The sequence below is a fragment of the Aeromonas simiae genome (assembly GCF_014892695.1).
Classification (GTDB): domain Bacteria; phylum Pseudomonadota; class Gammaproteobacteria; order Enterobacterales; family Aeromonadaceae; genus Aeromonas; species Aeromonas simiae.
Genome location: NZ_CP040449.1, coordinates 3,837,665 through 3,856,949, shown reverse-complemented (window position 1 = coordinate 3,856,949; position 19,285 = coordinate 3,837,665). Strand labels below are relative to the sequence as shown.

Annotated in this window: 18 protein-coding genes; 9 read left to right on the top strand and 9 right to left on the bottom strand. The window is 61.8% G+C overall.

Features of this window, described 5'->3' with window-relative positions:
• Nucleotides 1-6 precede the first annotated feature (6 nt).
• The 6 genes from fadA (at nucleotide 7) to rstB (ending at nucleotide 6,866) form a co-directional block, all read left to right on the top strand.
• On the top strand, nucleotides 7-1,170 hold the full coding sequence (gene fadA / locus FE240_RS18390) for an acetyl-CoA C-acyltransferase FadA (RefSeq protein ID WP_042045855.1): 1,164 nt from the start codon (nucleotides 7-9) through the stop codon (nucleotides 1,168-1,170).
• Between the two features lie 214 nt (nucleotides 1,171-1,384).
• Nucleotides 1,385-2,110, top strand: coding sequence for a response regulator (locus tag FE240_RS18385; RefSeq protein WP_042045854.1), 726 nt, complete (start codon nucleotides 1,385-1,387; stop codon nucleotides 2,108-2,110).
• Between the two features lie 4 nt (nucleotides 2,111-2,114).
• Complete coding sequence (locus FE240_RS18380; RefSeq protein ID WP_042045853.1) at nucleotides 2,115-3,560, top strand: ATP-binding protein; 1,446 nt, start codon at nucleotides 2,115-2,117, stop codon at nucleotides 3,558-3,560.
• Nucleotides 3,561-3,562: 2 nt separating this feature from the next.
• On the top strand, nucleotides 3,563-4,810 hold the full coding sequence (locus FE240_RS18375) for an ABC transporter substrate-binding protein (RefSeq protein ID WP_042045852.1): 1,248 nt from the start codon (nucleotides 3,563-3,565) through the stop codon (nucleotides 4,808-4,810).
• 67 nt (nucleotides 4,811-4,877) lie between these two features.
• Nucleotides 4,878-5,588 carry a two-component system response regulator RstA gene (rstA, locus tag FE240_RS18370; protein WP_042045851.1) on the top strand — a complete coding sequence of 237 codons (711 nt, stop codon included), beginning with the start codon at nucleotides 4,878-4,880 and terminating at the stop codon, nucleotides 5,586-5,588.
• Nucleotides 5,589-5,591: 3 nt separating this feature from the next.
• Entirely contained in the window at nucleotides 5,592-6,866 is a 1,275-nt protein-coding gene (rstB, locus tag FE240_RS18365) for a two-component system sensor histidine kinase RstB (protein ID WP_193002860.1), read from the top strand.
• 56 nt (nucleotides 6,867-6,922) lie between these two features.
• Here the strand turns inward: rstB and FE240_RS18360 are convergent, their stop codons facing one another.
• The 3 genes from FE240_RS18360 to rpmE form a co-directional block, all read right to left on the bottom strand.
• Complete coding sequence (locus tag FE240_RS18360) at nucleotides 6,923-8,167, bottom strand: malic enzyme-like NAD(P)-binding protein (RefSeq protein ID WP_042045849.1); 1,245 nt, start codon at nucleotides 8,165-8,167, stop codon at nucleotides 6,923-6,925.
• 186 nt (nucleotides 8,168-8,353) lie between these two features.
• Entirely contained in the window at nucleotides 8,354-9,787 is a 1,434-nt protein-coding gene (locus tag FE240_RS18355; protein ID WP_042045848.1) for a DUF2867 domain-containing protein, read from the bottom strand.
• 94 nt (nucleotides 9,788-9,881) lie between these two features.
• A complete protein-coding gene (rpmE, locus tag FE240_RS18350; protein WP_042045846.1) occupies nucleotides 9,882-10,097 on the bottom strand; it encodes a 50S ribosomal protein L31 in 216 nt (71 codons plus the stop codon).
• A gap of 149 nt (nucleotides 10,098-10,246) precedes the next feature.
• Between rpmE and priA the strand changes: the two genes are divergently transcribed.
• Together priA and FE240_RS18340 are read left to right on the top strand one after the other, a co-directional pair.
• Nucleotides 10,247-12,454: a primosomal protein N' gene (priA, locus tag FE240_RS18345; RefSeq protein WP_042045845.1), complete on the top strand. Its 2,208-nt coding sequence runs from the start codon at nucleotides 10,247-10,249 to the stop codon at nucleotides 12,452-12,454.
• Between the two features lie 67 nt (nucleotides 12,455-12,521).
• Nucleotides 12,522-13,142 carry an FMN-binding negative transcriptional regulator gene (locus FE240_RS18340; protein WP_042045844.1) on the top strand — a complete coding sequence of 207 codons (621 nt, stop codon included), beginning with the start codon at nucleotides 12,522-12,524 and terminating at the stop codon, nucleotides 13,140-13,142.
• A gap of 9 nt (nucleotides 13,143-13,151) precedes the next feature.
• Here FE240_RS18340 and FE240_RS18335 read toward each other — a convergent pair whose 3' ends face one another.
• Nucleotides 13,152-13,301, bottom strand: a complete 150-nt coding sequence (locus tag FE240_RS18335; RefSeq protein ID WP_193002859.1) for a hypothetical protein — start codon at nucleotides 13,299-13,301, stop codon at nucleotides 13,152-13,154.
• A 279-nt stretch (nucleotides 13,302-13,580) separates the two neighbouring features.
• Here FE240_RS18335 and ovoA point away from each other — a divergent pair, with 279 nt between their 5' ends.
• Nucleotides 13,581-15,734, top strand: coding sequence for a 5-histidylcysteine sulfoxide synthase (ovoA, locus tag FE240_RS18330; RefSeq protein ID WP_193002858.1), 2,154 nt, complete (start codon nucleotides 13,581-13,583; stop codon nucleotides 15,732-15,734).
• Nucleotides 15,735-16,068: 334 nt separating this feature from the next.
• On the opposite strand, the gene FE240_RS18325 is transcribed toward ovoA, so the two are convergent.
• The 5 genes from FE240_RS18325 to FE240_RS18305 form a co-directional block, all read right to left on the bottom strand.
• On the bottom strand, nucleotides 16,069-16,407 hold the full coding sequence (locus FE240_RS18325) for a hypothetical protein (protein WP_084214681.1): 339 nt from the start codon (nucleotides 16,405-16,407) through the stop codon (nucleotides 16,069-16,071).
• A gap of 71 nt (nucleotides 16,408-16,478) precedes the next feature.
• A complete protein-coding gene (locus FE240_RS18320) occupies nucleotides 16,479-16,757 on the bottom strand; it encodes a hypothetical protein (protein ID WP_198133131.1) in 279 nt (92 codons plus the stop codon).
• Nucleotides 16,758-16,893: 136 nt separating this feature from the next.
• The gene (locus tag FE240_RS18315; RefSeq protein ID WP_052449465.1) at nucleotides 16,894-17,520 is read right to left on the bottom strand and encodes a hypothetical protein; all 627 of its coding nucleotides are present in this window, start codon (nucleotides 17,518-17,520) and stop codon (nucleotides 16,894-16,896) included.
• Nucleotides 17,521-17,630: 110 nt separating this feature from the next.
• Entirely contained in the window at nucleotides 17,631-18,107 is a 477-nt protein-coding gene (locus FE240_RS18310; RefSeq protein WP_042047023.1) for a hypothetical protein, read from the bottom strand.
• 85 nt (nucleotides 18,108-18,192) lie between these two features.
• Complete coding sequence (locus FE240_RS18305) at nucleotides 18,193-18,963, bottom strand: HNH endonuclease family protein (protein ID WP_156991734.1); 771 nt, start codon at nucleotides 18,961-18,963, stop codon at nucleotides 18,193-18,195.
• Nucleotides 18,964-19,285 lie beyond the last annotated feature (322 nt).

Genomic DNA, 19,285 nt, shown 5'->3' with positions numbered 1-19,285 from the left:
CCATTCATGAAAGACGTAGTCATTGTCGACTGTATCCGGACCCCCATGGGCCGGTCCAAGGGCGGGGCCTTTCGCAACGTGCGTGCCGAGGAGCTCTCGGCCCACCTGATGAGCTCGCTGCTCACGCGCAACCCCAACCTCGACCCGAACGAGATCGAGGACATCTACTGGGGCTGCGTGCAGCAGACCCTGGAGCAGGGCTTCAACATCGCCCGCAACGCTGCCCTGCTGGCCGGCATCCCAAAACAGGTGGGGGCGGTCACCGTCAACCGGTTGTGCGGCTCCTCCATGCAGGCGCTGCACGACGCCTCGCGCGCCATTGCGGTGGGTGACGGCGACATCTTCATCATCGGTGGGGTCGAGCACATGGGGCACGTGCCGATGAGCCACGGGGTCGACTTCCACCCCGGCCTCTCGCGCAACGTGGCCAAGGCCTCCGGCATGATGGGGCTGACCGCCGAGATGCTCGGCAAGCTGCACGGCATCAGCCGTGCCCAGCAGGATGCCTTCGCCGCCCGCTCCCACCAGCGCGCCCATGCCGCCACGCTGGAGGGGCGCTTTGCCAAGGAGATCGTCGGGCTGGAGGGGCACGACGCCAGCGGCGCCCGCTTCTTCTACGACTATGACGAGGTGATCCGCCCCGAGACCACGGTCGACACCTTGGGCCAGCTGCGCCCGGTGTTTGACCCGGTCAACGGCACCGTCACCGCCGGCACCTCCTCGGCGCTCTCCGACGGCGCCGCCGCCATGCTGGTGATGAGCGCGGATCGCGCCAAGGCGCTGGGGTTGACCCCGCGCGCCCGCGTGCGTGCCATGGCCATCGCCGGCTGTGACGCCGCCATCATGGGGTACGGCCCGGTGCCGGCCACCCAGAAGGCGCTCAAGCGCGCCGGCCTGAGCGTGAGTGACATCGATCTGTTCGAGCTCAACGAGGCGTTTGCCGCCCAGTCGCTGCCCTGCGTCAAGGATCTGGGGCTGATGGATCAGGTGGACGAGAAGGTGAACCTCAACGGCGGCGCCATCGCCCTGGGTCACCCGCTCGGCTGCTCTGGCGCGCGCATCTCCACCACCCTCATCCATCTGATGGAGGAGAAGGACGCCACCCTGGGGGTCGCCACCATGTGCATCGGTCTCGGGCAAGGCATCGCCACCGTGTTCGAGCGCCTCTGAGTTCACGCCCCGGGCGCGACACGGCGCACCGGGAATGTGGCAACACGCGGATCCACGCGTCTTCTTGGCCGGCTCATTGAGCCGGCCCTTTTTATTTCCACTCGCGCCACGATATGCGCAAGGAGTGCCCAGCTATTCACACTCACAGCCCGGTTTGCTTGCTTTTTGTGCCCCCGCCGGGTTCAATCTCCACAAAAAATGGATGCACACACCTATGTCACTGAGCAAACAACTGCTGATCGTCGACGACGATCAGGAAATCCGGGAGCTGCTCAACGAGTACCTGACCCGCGCCGGGTTTGAGGTTCTTACCGCCGCCGAAGGCAACGAGATGCACCGGCTGCTGACCCAGCACAGCCCCGATCTCATCATCCTCGACATCATGATGCCGGGGGATGACGGCTTTACCCTGTGCCAGCAGATCCGCCGCGACTCGCAGGTCCCCATCATCATGCTGACCGCCGCCTCCGACGAGACCGACCGAGTGATCGGCCTCGAGCTCGGCGCCGACGACTACATCGCCAAGCCGTTCAGCCCGCGCGAGTTGCAGGCCCGCATCAAGGCGCTGCTGCGCCGGGCCGAGTTCCGCCAGCCGGAGACCAAGGAGAAAGAGCTGCCACGTCGGCTGCGCTTTGCCGAGTGGGTGCTCGACACCCTGAGCCACCAGCTGACCCATGATGACGGCAGCCGGCTCGATCTCTCCGGCAGTGACTTCATGCTGCTCTCGATGTTCTTGCAGCAGCCGGGGGCCGTGCTCGATCGCGACACCATCTCGGATGCCACCCGCGGCCGCGAGAGTCTGCCGATGGAGCGCGGTATCGACGTACAGATCAGCCGCCTGCGCCAGAAGCTCGGCGACAACGGCAAGAGCCCGCGCATCATCAAGACCATTCGCGGCAGCGGCTACATGCTGATCGCCGAAGTGCACGAGGAACCCTGATCCGATGCATGCGAAACGGTGGTGGTCGGCCCTGGTGCCGCGCTCGCTCCTCTCCCGCATGCTGCTCCTGCTGCTGCTGGCGATCCTGCTCTCCCAGACCATCCTCACCGGGATCTGGATGCAGCAGATCCAGAAGCGGGAGCTGGATGGGATGCTCAGCACCACCCGCAATCTGGCCATGTCGGCCGCCTCCACCGTCAGTTTTTTCAAGTCGCTGCCACTGCAATACCGCCACATCGCGCTGGATCAGCTGCGCAACATGGGCGGCAGCCGCTTCTTCGTCTCGCTCAACGAAGAGGAGATCCGCATCAACCCGATCCCCGACAGCGAGCGCAAGACCATGGTGCTGAGCGAGGTGAAGGCCATCCTCGGCAACAAGCTCTCCGACACCATGGCGATCAAGGTCAACTTCTCCCACCCCGAAGATCTGCACGTCTTCAACAACGATACCCTGCTGGCGGATCTCCCCTCCTCGTGGGCCCGTTACACCCTGTCGCTCGAGCCGATCAACCCGCCGGTGCTGGTGATCCAGATCGAGATAAAACGCGGCGAGTGGCTCTATCTGGCGGCCCTGCTGCCCGCCCCCTACATGACCCTGGATGACACCGTGATGCCGGCCAACCAGGTGCGCTTTATCGCCCTGATGACGGTGTTCCTCTGCTTCTTCACCTTCCTGCTGGTGCGCTGGCAGACCCGGCCGCTGCGCCGGCTGGCCAAGGCGGCAGTCAACCTCGGCAAAGACATCGACCAACCCTCGCTCAAAGAGGAAGGGGCCTCGGAGATCGTCGCCGCGACCCGCGCCTTCAACATCATGCAGCACCGCATCCGGCGCTACATCGGGGATCGGGAGCTGCTGTTTAGCTCCATCTCCCACGATCTCAAGACCCCGATCACCCGGCTGCGGCTGCGGGTCGAACTGCTCGATGACGAGACCCAGATCACCAAGTTCAACAAGGATCTCGATGAGCTGGAGCTGATGGTGAAAGGGGCGCTGCAAACGGTCAAAGACACCGATATTCACGAGAACATGGCGCAGATCGATGTCGATGGCATGCTGCACCAGCTGGCCGAGAGCCTGAACCTGCGCGAGGAGCGGCTCACCATAGAGGGGCACTGCAAGCACCCCTACCGGGGCAAACCGCTGGCCCTCAAGCGCTGCATCGCCAATCTGGTCGATAACGGCATCAAGTACGGCAAGAAGGTGCGCATCATCATCCTCGACGATGACGAGATGCTGATCCTGTTCATCATGGATGAGGGCCCTGGCCTGCCCGAGGAGCAGATCGAGCGCATCTTCGAGCCCTATTACCGCTTCGATACCGAAAAACCCGGTAACGGCCTTGGCCTCGGCATCGCCCGTAACATCGCCCATGCCCACGGCGGCGATCTGGTACTGGAAAACCGCCCCACGGGTGGCCTGCAAGCCACCCTCTCACTGCCACGGCAATGATCATGAAAAACACGCTGTACCCCCTGCTCTTAACCCTGCTCGCCATCCCGGCGAGCCATGCCTCCCAGGTGGAGGTGCAGCATTGGTGGACCTCGGGCGGTGAGGCCCGCGCCGTCGAGGTGCTCAAATCCACGTGGAAGGGCGAAGGGCACCAGTGGCAGGATTTCGCCGTCCAGGGCGGCGGCGGCAAGAGCGCCATGACGGTCTTAAAAAGCCGGGCGCTGGCGGCCAATCCTCCCCAGGCCGCCCACCTCAAGGGAGTCGAGCTGCGCGAGTGGGCAGGCCTTGGCTTCCTGCGCGATCTCGGCCCCATGGCCGATCACTTCGGCTGGTATCAGGCCATGCCCCCCGTGGTGCGCCAGACCCTGAGCCCGACCGGATCGCTGGTAGCCGTCCCCACCGGTATCCACAGGGTGAACTGGCTCTGGATCAACCGCCGCCGCCTGGCCGAGACCGGCCTGCCCGCCCCCACCGACTGGGCCAGCTTCATCCAGGTGGCCGAGCGGCTGAAGCAGCAGGGCGTGATCCCCCTCGCTATCGGCAACGAGCCGTGGCAACTGGCGATCTTGTTCGAGGCGGTGGCCCTCGGCGAGGGGGGGCGCGACTTCTATCGCAAGGCGCTGCTCGAGCTCGATCCGGCCGTACTCACCGGCCCCGACATGGTGCGCGTGCTGCAACGCTTCCAGCAGTTGCGCAGCTACGTACCGCTTAGCTTCGTCAGCCTGAAGTGGAACCAGGCGACCACCCTGATCGAAACCGGCGGCGCCGCCATGCAGATCATGGGGGACTGGACCAAGGGCGAGCTGACCGCCGCCGACTACCGGCCCGGCGAAGATATCCTCTGCCTGCCCACCCCCGGCAGCCAGGGCATCTTCAGCTACAACATCGACTCCATCGCCATGTTCAAGGTGCGTGACCCGCTGCAAATGCAGGCCCAGAGCGAACTGGCCGAACTCATCATGCGCCCCGACGTCCAGGCCCGCTTCAATCAGGCTAAGGGGTCGATCCCGGCACTGGCGAAGGTGGACATGAAGGGGTTCGATCGCTGCGCCATCCGCTCTCAGCGCGATTTCACGCAGGCGGAGAAAGAGGGCAACCTGCTGCCGAGCGTGGCCGAAGGCATGGTATTAGCGACCCCGCTCCAGCAGGCGCTGATGGATGTGCTGGCCAACTTCTTCAACGATCCCAATGCCGATGCGGCCACTACCGCCGCCCGGCTCGGCCGGGTGATGCGTTCGGCCAAGGGTTAATAACCGCCTCTTCCCCCGCGCCACCAGCCGGGTATGCTGTGCAGGAGTCCTCCCCCATGGAGATCCCATGCAGCGCATCCTGTTTGTTGAAGACGATCCCGACATCGGCCAGCTGATCGCCGGCTGGCTCTCCCGCCACGAGATGGAGGTGATCATCGAGAGTCGTGGTGATCGCGCCCTGGCACGGGTCGAGGAGGTGCAGCCCGACCTGATCCTGCTCGACATCATGTTGCCCGGTTGCGACGGCCTCACCCTGTGCCGGGATCTGCGCCCGCGCTTCGCCGGCCCCATCGTCATGCTCACCTCGCTCGACAGCGACATGAACCAGATCCTCAGCCTGGAGCTCGGCGCCAACGACTACATCCTCAAGACCACCCCGCCCCCTGTGCTGCTGGCCCGGCTACGGGTGCAGTTTCGCCAGCAGCAAAACGCCATCGCCACGCCGGCCATGGCCGCGCCCCCATCCCAGCGGTTACAGTTCGGCCGTCTCACCATCGACGGGCCGGCCCGCGCCGTGACCCTGGACGGGGAGAACGTGCCGCTCTCCACCAGCGACTTCGATCTCTTGTGGGAGCTGGCCTGCCACGCCGGCCAGATCATGGGGCGTGACGCCCTGTTTCGCAGCCTGCGCGGGCGTGACTACGACGGGCTGGATCGCAGCATGGACGTGGCCATCTCCCGCCTGCGCCGCAAGCTTGGCGACGATCCGGCCGCCCCGACCCGCATCAAGACAGTGCGCCAGCGCGGCTACCTGCTGGTGCCCCAGGCCTGGGAGTAAACCGTGCGCCACCTCTTCATCAAGTTCTACCTGCTGGTGATGGCCTGCTTCATGGTGGCGGTCGTGCTGGTCGGCTGGGTCTACAAAGACACCGCCGAGCGGGCCGGCAACCGCTATCTGGAGCGGATGATGCAGGGCTCGCTCGATCTGCTCACCAGCGAACTGGCCCACAAGCCGCAGACGGCCTGGCCACAGCGGTTGAGCGAGCAGTCACGGCAGCTCAGTCTGCCGCTGCACGTGGGGGCGCTGGCCGATCAGCCGCTCGGCGAGGAGGATCTCGACTTCCTGCGCGGCGGCAACATCGTCATCGTCGAGGAGGATGACACCTTCCGCCAGCTCATCCCCGGCAGCGATCAGGTGCTCATCGTCGGCCCCGTCCCCTACCTCTCCTACCTGCACGAGCTGCACTGGCTCGACATCGGCCTGCTGCTGCTGCTCGGCCTCTCCCTGGCGCTGCCGATCCTGCTCTGGCTGCGCCCCCATTGGCGCGGCCTGCTGACCCTGGAGCAGACGGCACGCCGCCTCGGGCGCGGCGATCTCAGCGCCCGCAGCCGGTTGCCGGCCAGCAGCAGCCTGGCACGCATGGGCCAGACCCTGGATCTGATGGCCGAGCAGCTCGAGGCGCTCATCAACGGCAAGAAGCAACTCACCGATGCCATCGCCCACGAGCTACGCACCCCGCTGGTGCGGCTGCAATACCGCCTGGCCCTGCTCGAGCCGGCACCGGCCGAGGCGGATCGGCAGGCGCTGGAGCGGGATCTGGCTGCGCTCGATACCCTGATCGACGAGATGCTCACCTACGCCAGGCTGGATCGCCCCGAGATGCCGCTGCACCCAACCGATCTCGAACTCGGCGAGTGGGCACGCCGCCACCTGCCGGACTGGCAGGCGCTCTGTCCGGGCAAACCGATCCACCTGTGCGGGCCGAGCGAGCCCCTTCCCTGGCGTGGCGATGAACGGCTGCTGACCCGGGCGGTGGAGAACCTGCTGCGCAACGCACTGCGCCACGCCACCCAGCGGGTCGAGCTGCACCTCGCCGCCGAGCGAGACCATCTGCTCATCGAGGTACAAGACGACGGCAGCGGCATCGCGCCGCAGCATGCCGAGCACATCTTCGAGCCCTTCGTGCGTCTCGACGAGAGCCGCGATCGCCGCACCGGCGGCACCGGGCTGGGCCTTGCCATCGTGCGCAGCATCGCCCGCCATCACGGCGGCGAGGCCAGCCTGGTGGCCAGCCGCAGCGGAGCCCGTTTTCGCCTCTCCCTGCCGCGCCGGTAACTCCGGCGCCCAATAAAAAAGGGCCGCGATGGCGGCCCTTTTTATCGACGCTGTCATCAGCCCAGCATGTAGTCGTCCGGCAGGGCGAGACGGGCCACCCCAGATTCGACGGCTGCCAGTGCCACGGCGCGGGCAACCCGCGGCAGCAGACGGGCATCCATCGGCTTGGGGATCACATAGTCACGGCCAAAGGCCAGCGCATCGACCCCGGCGGCCTGCAGCACAGCCTCCGGCACCGGCTCCTTGACCAGGGCACGGATCGCCTCGACCGCCGCCACCTTCATGGCCTCGTTGATGCGACGGGCACGCACGTCCAGGGCGCCGCGGAAGATGAAGGGGAAGCAGATGACGTTGTTGATCTGGTTCGGGTAGTCGGAACGGCCGGTGCCCATGATGAGGTCATCACGAACCGAGCGGGCCAGCTCGGGGCTGATCTCGGGGTCGGGGTTGGAGCAGGCGAAGATGACCGGATTCGGCGCCATCAGGGCCACTGCATCGGCCGGCAGCACGTTGGGGCCGGAGACACCGACAAACACGTCGGCCCCCGCGATCGCCTCGTGCAGGGTGCGCAGCGGGGTGTCATTGGCAAAACGCGCCTTGTACGGATTGAGATCGCTGCGCCCGGCGTGGATCACCCCTTGACGGTCGAGCATGAAGATCTGCTCGCGTCGGGCACCACAGGCCAGCAGCAGCTCCATGCAGGCGATGGCGGCGGCGCCAGCCCCCATGCAGACGATGCGGCTCTGTTCGATGCGCTTGCCTTGGATCTCGAGGGCATTGAGCAGGCCGGCGGCGGTGACAATGGCGGTGCCGTGCTGATCATCGTGGAATACCGGCACATCGCAGCGCTCGATCAGCGCCTGCTCGATGGCGAAACACTCGGGCGCCTTGATGTCTTCCAGATTGATGCCGCCGAAGGTGTCGGCGATGGCGGCCACCGTGTCGATGAAGGCCTGGTCGGTGTCGTGCTTGACCTCGATGTCGATGGCATCGATGCCGGCGAAGCGCTTGAACAGCAGGGCCTTGCCCTCCATCACCGGCTTGGAGGCGAGCGGCCCCAGATTGCCGAGCCCCAGGATCGCGGTGCCGTTGGAGATGACCGCCACCAGATTACCCTTGGCGGTATAGCGATAGGCGGCCTCGGGATCGGCGGCGATTTCGCGCACCGGCTCGGCCACGCCTGGGCTGTAGGCCAGCGCCAGATCGCGGGCGGTTTCCGCCGGCTTGGTGAGTTCGATGGCGATCTTCCCCGGTACGGGAAGGGCGTGATAGTCGAGAGCCTGTTGGCGCAGATCGGACATGGGGAACCCCGATACGATGGTGAATGTGCACGTCGTTGCTCGCCGCCAGGCGGCGAGAGGGGGGATCATAAGGAAAAGTCGGGGGGGCTGCCCAGCAGATAATATGGGCAATACACCAATCGAGCCCATATAGCCGATATATTAAGCTAACTCATTACACCCATTTAGAGGTATAAACCAACCTCTTCAATCTAAGACCTCGACACCGGCTAGGCGCTCGGCCTGTTTGGCGATCGCCTCGGTCATCCCCTGAAAGATGAAGAGATGAAACGGCAACATCGCCAGCCAGTAGCCGAGCCCCCACGCCCCCTGTGGATGCCAGTGGGCCGTCACGCTGAGCCGGGTCAGCCCCGAGGGCTCGGGGGTGATGATGAACTCCAGCCGCCCCACCCCGGGCGCCTTCATGTTGAACAAGAGATCGAGCCGGCGCCCCTCCTCCACCCCGAGGATCTCCCAGGAGTCGAGCCGATCGCCCTTGCGAAACCGGGTGGGATCGCTGCGCCCGTACTGGCGGGCCGGGCCGCCTATCAGGTGATCCATCCACTCGCGCACCGTCCACAGTTCGTTCATGTAGAAGTAACGCCGCTTCCCGCCGAGCCCTTGCAACACCTGCCACACCTGCTCGGGTGAGGCCAGCGCCAGCGCCGTGCCGCTGGCGGTGCGATCGTAAAAACCGTACTCAGGATGGCGCCAGCGCAGGCCGAGCGGGGTCTCCTCCCCTTGCTGCTCGGCGCCGAGACGCTGCTCCAGGGCCAGCGCCTCACCGAGCGCCTCGTCAAAGCCGAGCAGCCGCTGGGGCAGCAAGGCCTGCAACGCCCCGCCATCGGCTGGAATGTCGTGCTTGAGCCCGCCCACCAGCGCCTTGGCCACCGGCTGCGGCACCGAGGTGGCAAACTGCAACCACCAGGCCGACAGGCGTGGGGTGAGCCAGGGAATGGGAAAGATGGGGCAGCGCTTGCCGATATGGGCGGCAAAACGTTCGAGCTGCTGCTGGTAGCTGAGCAACTCGGGCCCAACCGCATTGAAGATGGTACCATCGACCCCCTCGGCCTCGACCAACCCGCCGAGGTAATGGAGCAGGTTGGAGAGGGCGATCGGCGGCGTGCGCGAGCGCACCCACTTGGGGGTGACCATCATCGGCAGGTTGAACACCAGATCGCGCATCACCTCGAAGGCCGCCGAGCCGGGGCCGATGATGATGCCGGCACGCAGCTCCACCGTCGGCACCCCGGCGGCACGAAACAGCTCGCCACAGATGCGTCGCGAGTTGAGATGGCGGCTCTCACAGCGATCCGGCTGGATTGCCCCGAGATAGACGATGCGGCGCACCCCGGCGGCGCGGGCGGCGGCGGCGAAGTTCTTCACGCCCTGCTGCTCGAGGCGGTGGAAGCCGGGGCCCGCCCCCATGGCGTGCACCAGATAGAAGACGGTATCTATCCCTGCCAGGGCCGGCCCCAGTGTCGCGGGGTTGAGGCTGTCGGCATGACGGAAGCTGACGCCCGCAGGCAGGCGGCAGGGGTGGCGGGCGGCGGCAATGACCTCGTGGCCATGCGCCTGCAAATAGGGCACCAGATGGGAGCCGATGTAGCCGGCGGCGCCCATGACCAGACAGGATTTCATCGTGCTCTCCCTCGCGTGAATGGCACCACCTTAGGGGAAAGCCGGGCACAAAAAAAGCGCCCAGAGGGCGCTTTTTCTACAAGCGGGGTATGGCTTACTTCTTGCCAGCCAGGGAACCGAAACGCTTGTTGAACTTGTCCACGCGGCCGCCGCTGGACACTTCCTTCTGCTTGCCGGTGTAGAAGGGGTGGCACTCGGAGCACACGTCCAGGTTCAGATCCTTGCCAACGGTGGAGCGAGTCTTGATGATGTTACCGCAAGAGCACTTGGCGGTGATTTCTACGTATTCCGGATGGATACCAGCTTTCATGGACAACCTCAATGATTTGGGCCGTGTCGCTATCCGAGCCAAAGGTCGGACACCACACGAATATTGAACACAATTTCAAAGGCAGCGAATAATATAGGAAACGCCTGAGCTCAGGCAAGTGTCTTCGCAGAAAAAATAGGCAACTCTTGGTGAATTCCTCCGATAATCAGGGCCTGGTGCGGGTGGCCGTGCCGGTTCCCTTGCGCCGTCCCTTCGACTATCTCGCCCCGCATCCCCTGCCCCCACCCGGCTGCCGGGTCGAGGTCGCATTTGGCCCGCAGACTCTGGTGGGGCTGGTGGTCGAGCACCCGGCCGAGAGCGCCCTGCCCAGGGAGAAGCTCAAGCCGGTCAAGCGGGTGCTCGACGAGCGGCCGGTGCTCGGCCCCGATATCCTGGCCCTGATGCAGTGGGGCGCCGGCTATTACCAGTACCCGCTCGGCGAAGTGCTGGCAGTGGCCCTGCCGGTGCTGGTGCGCAAGGGGGAGCCGGCCGCCTACCGCGAGCTGGAGTTCTGGTTCACCACCGAAGCGGGGCAGGCCTGCGATCTCAACGAGCTCAAGCGCGCGCCCAAGCAGCAGCAGGCGCTGGCCCTGCTGCGCAAAGGGCCGCAGACCCCCTCATCCTTACGTCAGGAGGAGGTGCAGTCGGCGGCGATGACGGCGCTGGAGAAGAAGGGGCTGGTCGAGAAACGCAGTCTGGAGCCGACCCACCCCACCGACTGGGCCGAGCACCTCTCCTGCGACGGCGCCCTGCAACTCAATACCGAGCAGGCGCTGGCGGTCTCGGCAGTGACCAGCCAGCGTGAGCGCTTCAACGCCTTCCTGCTCGAGGGGATCACCGGCTCGGGCAAGACCGAGGTGTACTTAAGCATCCTCGAGCCCTTGCTGCGCGAGGGGCGGCAGGCGCTGGTGATGGTGCCGGAGATCGGCCTCACCCCGCAGACCATCAACCGCTTCAAGCGCCGCTTCAACGTGCCTGTGGTGGCGATGCACTCAGGGATGAACGACCGGGAGCGGCTCGATGCCTGGCTCGCCTGCCGCGACGGCGGCGCCGCCATCCTGATCGGCACCCGCTCCACCATCTTCACCCCGTTTCGCGATCTCGGCCTCATCATCATCGACGAGGAGCACGACGCCTCGTTCAAGCAGCAGGACGGCTTTCGCTATCACGCCCGCGATCTGGCCGTGATGCGCGCCCACCGCGCCGGCATCCCGGTGCTGCTCGGCTCGGCCACTCCGTCGCTGGAGAGCCTGCACAACGCCCAGAGCGGCAAGTACCACCACCTACGCCTGACCCGGCGTGCCGGCAACGCCAGCACGGCGCACCAGGTGATCCTCGACATCAAGAACACCCGGCTGCAAGCCGGCCTCTCGCCCCAGCTCGAACGGCTGATGGGCGAGCACCTGGCCGCCGGCAACCAGGTGATGCTGTTTCTCAACCGGCGCGGCTACGCCTCGTCGCTCATCTGTCACCAGTGCGGCTGGAGCGCCGCCTGCGAGCGCTGTGATGCCTGGTATACCTGGCACCAGAGCAGCCGGCGCCTGCACTGCCACCACTGTGACAGCATCCGCCCGCTGCCCCACACCTGCCCCGAGTGCGGCAGCGTCGAGCTGATCGGCTCCGGCGTCGGCACCGAGCAGCTCGAGCAGCTGCTGGCCACCCTGTTCCCCCACTACCCGGTGGTGCGCATCGACAGCGACAGCACGGCGCGCAAGGGGGAGCTGGAGCAGCACCTCGAGGGGATCAAGAGCGGCCGTTACAAGATCCTCATCGGCACCCAGATCCTCGCCAAGGGGCACCACTTCCCCGACGTGACCCTGGTCGGCCTCATCGACGTGGACGGCGCCCTCTTCTCGGCCGATTTTCGCGCCGCCGAGCGCCTGGCCCAGCTCTACACCCAGGTGGCCGGCCGGGCCGGCCGCGCCAGCAAGCCGGGGCTGGTGGTGCTGCAAAGCCACCACCCGGAGCACGCCCTGCTACAGGATCTGACCCAAAACGGCTACGACCACTTCGCCGTCACCGCCCTCAAGGAGCGGCGCCTGCTCAACCTGCCCCCCTTCAGCCACCAGGCGCTGTTCAAGGCCGAGGCGACCGGTCAGGCCGAGGTGCACGCCTTTTTGCAGCGTCTGGCGGAGACACTGCGGCTGGCCCGCTTCCCCGGATTGCAGGTGGTGGGCCCCCTCACCGGCATGATGGAGCGCAAGGCGGGCAAGTTCCGCATGCAGTTGATGCTGCAAGCCCCCACTCGCAGCGCCCTCTCGCAGCTGATGCAGTGGGCCATTGGCGAGCTGGACGCCTGGCCCGAGACCCGCAGGGTGCGCTGGGTGGTGGACGTCGACCCCATCGATCTCGGCTGATTGCAGCCGGCACTGGCGGCGATCAGCGGCCGAATGCTACAAAGGGGCCATCTGCCAAGGAGGCCCCATGTACCTGCCCCCCCACTTTGCCGCCGAGCGGGCATCGCTCATCACACTCATCCAGACCCACCCGCTGGGGGCGCTCATCCGCCGCCACGAAGACACCCTCGATGCCGACCACCTGCCGTTTCTGATCGAAGAGCGGGGCGACACCCTGCACCTGCTGGCCCATGTGGCGCGCGCCAATCTGCTGTGGCAGCAGGCGGACGGCAGCCCGGTGCTGGTGATTTTTCGCGGCGCCGAGGGGTATGTCTCTCCCAACTGGTATCCGGGTAAAGCCGAACACCACAGGGCGGTGCCCACCTGGAACTACGCCGTGGCTCACGCCCATGGGCGGCTCAGGGTACATGACGATGCGCGCTTCGTGCAGCGACTGCTGGCACGCCTGACCCGCGAACACGAGGCGGCCATGCCGCGCCCCTGGCGGATGGGCGATGCCCCGCGCGACTACCTCGCACAGATGCTGGCGGCCGTGGTGGGGATCGAGGTTGAAGTCGAGCGGCTCGAGGGTAAATTCAAGCTGAGCCAGAACCGGGATACGGCCGATCGCGCCGGCGTGGTGACAGGGCTTGCCACCCAAAACAACGCCGCCTTGGCCCAAGCCGTGGCGGCGTCAAAAAAACCATGATGGATGAGATCAGCGCTCGCGCGAGCCCTGTTTCTCCTGCTCGGCGCGCTGGCGCGCCAGTTCGTCAACGCGAGCCTGCCATTTCTCTTCCGCCTGTTTCAGGCTGTAAAGTTCCAGCTCGTGACGCATGGTGTCGATCTCGTGGTCAAGCTTGTCCATCACACACTCTCCTTCCCGGTATGGGTGTCAGGTTGGCCGACGGGATTGCGAACCCCTCACCAGTTATGACCCCCATCACGGCGCGATCGTCCACGCAAAAAAGCGATTGAAAAGGCATCTTTCAATCGCTTCAAGACCTTTCTGACAGATAGGCAGGCTCCGCACCTTGGGCTAGATTGCTCTAACTATCCCTCTCATGGCCGGTTGGCAGCCCGACACCTCGGTGTCATGGCGGCCGCATAAACTGGCGTTGCCCCCAGAGCATAAGGAGTCGTGCCCGTGACCTTCGCCCACCCCCTGCACACCGAGAGCGCCGGCCTGCCCGCCCCGACCCGAACCCTACTGCTGCACGGCGACGACCCGGCAGAGAAGCGCCGCGAGCTGCTCGACTACTTCACCCAGACCTTCGAGCTCTACGAGCGCCTGTTCGACTGTCTGGCCGACGAGCGCGCCTGGTTCACCAAGGCGATCCGCCTGCGCCATCCGCTCATCTTCTACTACGGCCACACCGCCGCCTTCTTCATCAACAAGCTGATCGCCGCGCGCCTCATCGACGAGCGCATCGACCCGCGTATCGAAGCCATGGTGGCCATCGGGGTCGACGAGATGAGCTGGGACGATCTCGATGAGCGCCACTACGACTGGCCGAGCGTCGGCGCGTTGCGCCACTACCGCGCCAAGGTGCGCGAGCGGGTGATCCACTTCATCGAGCAGATGCCGCTGACCCTGCCGATAGACTGGCAGAGCCCGGCCTGGGCCATCCTGATGGGCATAGAGCATGAGCGCATCCATCTGGAGACCTCGAGCGTGCTGATCCGCCAGCTGCCGCTGGCCTGGGTACGCCCCCAGCCCCACTGGCCCGCCTGCCCTCAGGCCCGGCGCGATCGCACTAGCGTGCCGGCCAACACCCTGCTGGCGGTGGCCGGCGGCGAGGTGGTGCTCGGCAAGCGGGATGACACCTACGGCTGGGACAACGAGTACGGCGAGCGGCGGATCACTCTGGCCCCCTTCCAGGCGAGCCGGCTGCTGGTGAGCAACGCCGAATTCTTCGCCTTTGTGGAGGCCGGCGGCTATACCGAGCGCCGCTTCTGGGACGACGAGGGGTGGGGCTGGCGTGAATTTGCCGACGCCGCCATGCCCAGCTTCTGGGTCGGCGATCCGGGGGCCCCCGAGGCCCTGCGGCTGCGCCTGATGACAGAGGAGGTTAACATGCCGTGGGACTGGCCGGTCGAGGTCAATCAGCTCGAGGCCGCCGCCTTCTGCCGCTGGAAGAGCGAGGTGACCGGCCTACCGGTGCAGCTGCCAAGCGAAGCCGAGTGGATGCACCTGCGCCAGCGCATCGCGCTGGATCAGCCGACCTGGCCCAGGGCCCCCGGCAATCTCAACCTGGAGTACTGGGCCTCCTCCTGCCCGGTCGATCGGTTCCAGCAAGAGGCGTTTTGCGATCTGGTGGGCAACGTCTGGCAGTGGACCAGTACCCCCATCGATGGCTATGAGGGGTTCAAGGTGCACCCCCTCTACGACGACTTCTCCACCCCCACCTTCGACGGCAAGCACAACCTGATGAAGGGGGGCAGCTGGATCAGCACCGGCAACGAGGCGATCGCCGCCGCGCGCTATGCGTTTCGCCGCCACTTCTTCCAGCACGCCGGCTTTCGCTATCTGGTGTCGCACCACCGGGAGGCCCGCACCATTAACCCCTACGAGACCGACACCCTGGTGGCCCAGTACCTGGACTTTCACTACGGCCCGAGCCACTTCGGGGTGCCCAACTACAGCCAGACCCTGGCTACGTTGGCGGCCGAGCTTACCCCCAACCATCAGCGGGCGCTCGACATCGGCTGCGCCGTGGGCCGCACCAGCTTCGAGCTGGCCCGCCACTTCCAGCACGTGGACGGGGTCGACTACTCGGCCCGCTTCATCGACGTGGCGCTGGCCATGACCCGGCAGGAGGGGTTCCGCTACGCCGTGCCGCTGGAGGGAGATCTGGTGGACTATCGGCAGGCCCGGCTGGCCGACCACGCGCTCGGGGCCGAGCAGGCGGCGCGCATTCATTTTAGCCAGGGGGACGCCTGCAACCTCAAGCCCAAGTACGACCACTACGATCTGGTGCTGGCCTCAAACCTCATCGACCGGCTGCGCGAACCCGCCCGGTTCCTGCAAGAGATAGGCCGGCGCCTGCGCCCGGGCGGCATCCTGCTGCTCACCAGCCCCTATACCTGGCTTGAGGAGTACACCCCCAAGGCCAACTGGCTCGGCGGGGTGCGGGAGAACGGCGAGGCACTGACCACCCATCAGGCCCTGCAACGGCTGCTAGCGGCGGAGTTTGAGGAGGTGGGCACACCGAGCGACGTGCCCTTCGTGATCCGCGAGACGGCCCGCAAGTACCAGCACACACTGGCCCAGCTCACCGTCTGGCGCAGACGGGGTTAACGCCACCAGGGGCCTGCGGGCCCCTTTGGTGAGCATGCCTTGCCACCCGATAAAGCGGCCCGTCATGGGCCGCCCACGGGGGCCGCGACTATGCGATCAGCCAGCCCCTTGATCCAGCTTCCATCGCGCTTTCCAGATTGGTGCGCTTATGGCACTGGGCTATCAACTAGATGCAGCCTGTCATTTTCTGAAAGACCGATACCATCTTGCCCCTGAACAACCGTCTCCCTGCGTCCCCTTGCATCACTCCCCTCACCCGGCGACGCAGCTAATACAATGGTGAGCGTTCCAAAATTCAACTTTTAGGCAACAATATATATTTAAAATAATAATTTTAGTAACCGCGAACCAAATAAAGTAATAAACATACCACACCGACTAAAAGCATCCATAAGATAGCTGGGCCATAGTTTCCTTTTTGCGCTTCCGATGCTAAATATGCATTGAATTCTTTTTTACTCTGATGTCGCCCGTATGCTGAACCAGTATTATGGTGCCCTAGTGGCGTTGAGCCTGTATTAACATATTCCTTCCCTGCTGCTAGAGAAGGTAGTGGTCCAAAATCAGCTTTTCCTTCTGCTGTAACAACATACCAACTTGAGCCATCTTTGATGATGAAACGACCATCACCTACAGCATATTGGCCTGCTTTAATTTTTTTAATAGAAACCATCGGCGACTCCTTCTGCCTAATGTTTGATCAAGAAGCGGGCTTTAGTCCATCCCAGCGAGCGATTTGAACCACTAGTTAGGGGCCACATAACTCGGTTCATAAACGATTTCAAACTCAGGACCAAGCTCTGTTTGAAGCTCCGATAAAAAAGTGAGTACTTCGGTTTCAAATTTTTCGCATTCATCGGGGCCCCAAGGGCCTGGATCGGGCGGGTAGTCCCAATTTAAGGCGGTATCGTGCCACTGAGATAATGCGTTTAACCGTACGAGCATTGCATTGCTCAGAGGTAATTTGTCTTCAATAGGGCCGACATCAAACTCTTTTAATGCTGCGTCATTGCCGCACCACAAGGAACCTCCGCCCCACTCGAACATTAGTCTGATACTAAAAGCGCCGGACATTGATGAGTCTCTAACATTTGGTTAAGGGGCCGGTTTTAGCCGGTCCCGAGTGAGCGAAGCGAACGACTTGAACCAATTGTTATGCTTACGGCTCGTTGGTGTTGGTGGCTGAGCGCTCAATTAGAACCTGCTCCATTGCTCTTTTTATATCAACATCTGATGGGGACTTGAGCGTAAAGTAGAAGCTTATTGCTCCAACTACGAAGCTGATAATCGTTATTATGTATGCTCTGTTTGTCTGTTTCTTTGTTTTTTCTTGCTCTGACTTGAGTTCTGTGTATTTGTTTAGCGTTGATGTTATTGGTAGAAGAATATGTTTATCTGAGTCATCCTGTGATGATTCAATAATTTTAAGCAGTCTGGAGAGAGATGGTTTTACTTCGTCAGGCAGCTCGTCAAAGGGTTCTTCTTTCTCGATTTCAACTACCAATGTCTTTAATGCTGAAAAGGTTGTGGGCTCATCAATTTCAGCATAAAGTCTATAAATTACATCGCGACTATTTTTAGGGGATAGGTCGAAGCTACGACCAATTAATGTAATGTCTTTTGCGGAAAGTGAAACTGATGATAAAAGTTTTTGCTTTATGTTTCCTTTCATGCTTTCCATATTCTTTCTTTTCTGGATTGCCATCCAGAAAACGAAAACTAGAGCGCCAGCCATTACTGCAATGTAAAAGACTGCCATGAATAAGTTGAGTACTTCCTTTGTCACATTGCACTCCTAAGATGCATAACACCTCAATAACCGGCGCAGCTTTGCTGCGTTCGGCGCCGAAGGCGCGTAGTTGATTGACTTGTTAGCTGATACTGCCAAGCACTACGCTAGTGCACATTAATACCTCTACTTTCTAATAGAGGAACAAGCTCATTATTTGCTGCTACGATTTCACCATAGCATTGCTGGATGTATTCAACATCCATTTCATGACGTTCTCTATGTGACTTCTTACGATGAGCTTCCACCATAACCGCAGAATCACCTTCGCGACTTGAAAATATGCCGTGCACTATTTTGTTTCGTTTGGAAATGAATCCGTTTTCCTTAGAGGCGTTATTCTTGAACTTTTGTAAAGTTGACCTTATTTCGTTTTCGATATCATGATGTTCTAGTAAAGAGATAGCCATTTCGATTTTGGGTCGAATATCCATAGCGCCAGTAACTATCATACCAACAGGTTTATCAATTTTCAGGATGTGCCAGATTACATTTGAAACCAAATAGTCAAAATAGGAATACTGAGTACAGATATAGCCAGTGAGTTTTGCACGCAGCTCCATGTTGTGTATATCTTCGCTCATTACTTTCTCTCTATGATGAACAGCTAACGCCCGGCTCTGGGGCTGCATGGAGCGCATGCGTAATACAGTCCCTCACAGCCGCTTGTTAGCTGATTGCCAGACCAGCTCCACAATTGGATGCAAAGCAGTTTTTCATAACATTGCCGTTACCAAACTTTGTTTCTTTCGCATTAAACTCTAATCCTGAATTGGCAACAATATTTGTGACTTCAACGGCAGTAACTGGAAGCTCTATCGGCCATTCTCTGACTCTGGCATCAGGATAACGCTTCTCAGCATCGTCTACATTATTAAGTTCAAAAAATTCAATCTGAACCAGATCGCCGTTTGGATATTTTATTTTTAATTTTTTAGCTGACGGCGGACACTCAATATCCTCTTCCCCTCCTACGTTATACCATTCGTTATTTTTTATATAAGCACGTGGATCATTGCTAGTGGAAAGCATATGAAGATTTAATAGTAAGTAGTTATTTTCGTCTCGTTCAAACCAAATAATTGGCTGTTCTTTAAATTTGAAAATGACGGGGGTTTCATAGTAAAAGTTTCCACCTACCACAGCTAAAAGACGGTTTCTCATCCAATTAAATTTACCGCTCACTTGCCGCCAATTGTCTTTGCCGGATTGCTTTAACTCATGAAGCTGCTCCACAGAAAATGCTCCATGATCTGCTTGTATATGGTGCGTGCGGCATAAAGCAATCATTCCTTCAGGATTATGGTGATTCGTTACATGCCAGGGAGGATCAAAATGATGCCATTCTAAATATGGTAACCCGCAACCCGACACAGGGCATCCAAATCCAATCTCTTCTCTTAGTATTCTCTTCACTTCTGTTGGGGGATTTCGATTCATTCTGATTCTCCCTTATTTCAGCTAACAGTGATTAGATGGAAGGCGGCACTAACACATTAATACCGCCTTCCATCTAACTCCGCTACGAACCACTATATGGTGATAGAAATAACAGATTAAATCAACCACTTACATCCCTATCTCTGAGGCTAAGCGTATTCGCTTAACCTCTTCTTTTTGTACAGCCATGACGACGGTATAGAAAAATAGTGAGGGCGTTGACCATCGCCGGCAAAGCTATCGCCCCTGACTGACCACCTCTGGTTTGCCGCTTTTTACTAACACGGCTCTGGCATGGTGCATCCCGGGCTCCGAGGTGTGG

Excerpts from the sequence above, each read along its gene's own strand:
- fadA (WP_042045855.1), top strand. The coding sequence starts at position 7 with ATGAAAGACGTAGTCATTGTCGACTGTATCCGGACCCCCATGGGCCGG.
- FE240_RS18385 (WP_042045854.1), top strand. The coding sequence starts at position 1,385 with ATGTCACTGAGCAAACAACTGCTGATCGTCGACGACGATCAGGAAATC.
- FE240_RS18380 (WP_042045853.1), top strand. The coding sequence starts at position 2,115 with ATGCATGCGAAACGGTGGTGGTCGGCCCTGGTGCCGCGCTCGCTCCTC.
- FE240_RS18375 (WP_042045852.1), top strand. The coding sequence starts at position 3,563 with ATGAAAAACACGCTGTACCCCCTGCTCTTAACCCTGCTCGCCATCCCG.
- rstA (WP_042045851.1), top strand. The coding sequence starts at position 4,878 with ATGCAGCGCATCCTGTTTGTTGAAGACGATCCCGACATCGGCCAGCTG.
- FE240_RS18360 (WP_042045849.1), bottom strand. The coding sequence starts at position 8,167 with ATGTCCGATCTGCGCCAACAGGCTCTCGACTATCACGCCCTTCCCGTA.
- FE240_RS18355 (WP_042045848.1), bottom strand. The coding sequence starts at position 9,787 with ATGAAATCCTGTCTGGTCATGGGCGCCGCCGGCTACATCGGCTCCCAT.
- rpmE (WP_042045846.1), bottom strand. The coding sequence starts at position 10,097 with ATGAAAGCTGGTATCCATCCGGAATACGTAGAAATCACCGCCAAGTGC.
- FE240_RS18340 (WP_042045844.1), top strand. The coding sequence starts at position 12,522 with ATGTACCTGCCCCCCCACTTTGCCGCCGAGCGGGCATCGCTCATCACA.
- FE240_RS18335 (WP_193002859.1), bottom strand. The coding sequence starts at position 13,301 with ATGGACAAGCTTGACCACGAGATCGACACCATGCGTCACGAGCTGGAA.
- FE240_RS18325 (WP_084214681.1), bottom strand. The coding sequence starts at position 16,407 with ATGGTTTCTATTAAAAAAATTAAAGCAGGCCAATATGCTGTAGGTGAT.
- FE240_RS18310 (WP_042047023.1), bottom strand. The coding sequence starts at position 18,107 with ATGAGCGAAGATATACACAACATGGAGCTGCGTGCAAAACTCACTGGC.
- FE240_RS18305 (WP_156991734.1), bottom strand. The coding sequence starts at position 18,963 with ATGAATCGAAATCCCCCAACAGAAGTGAAGAGAATACTAAGAGAAGAG.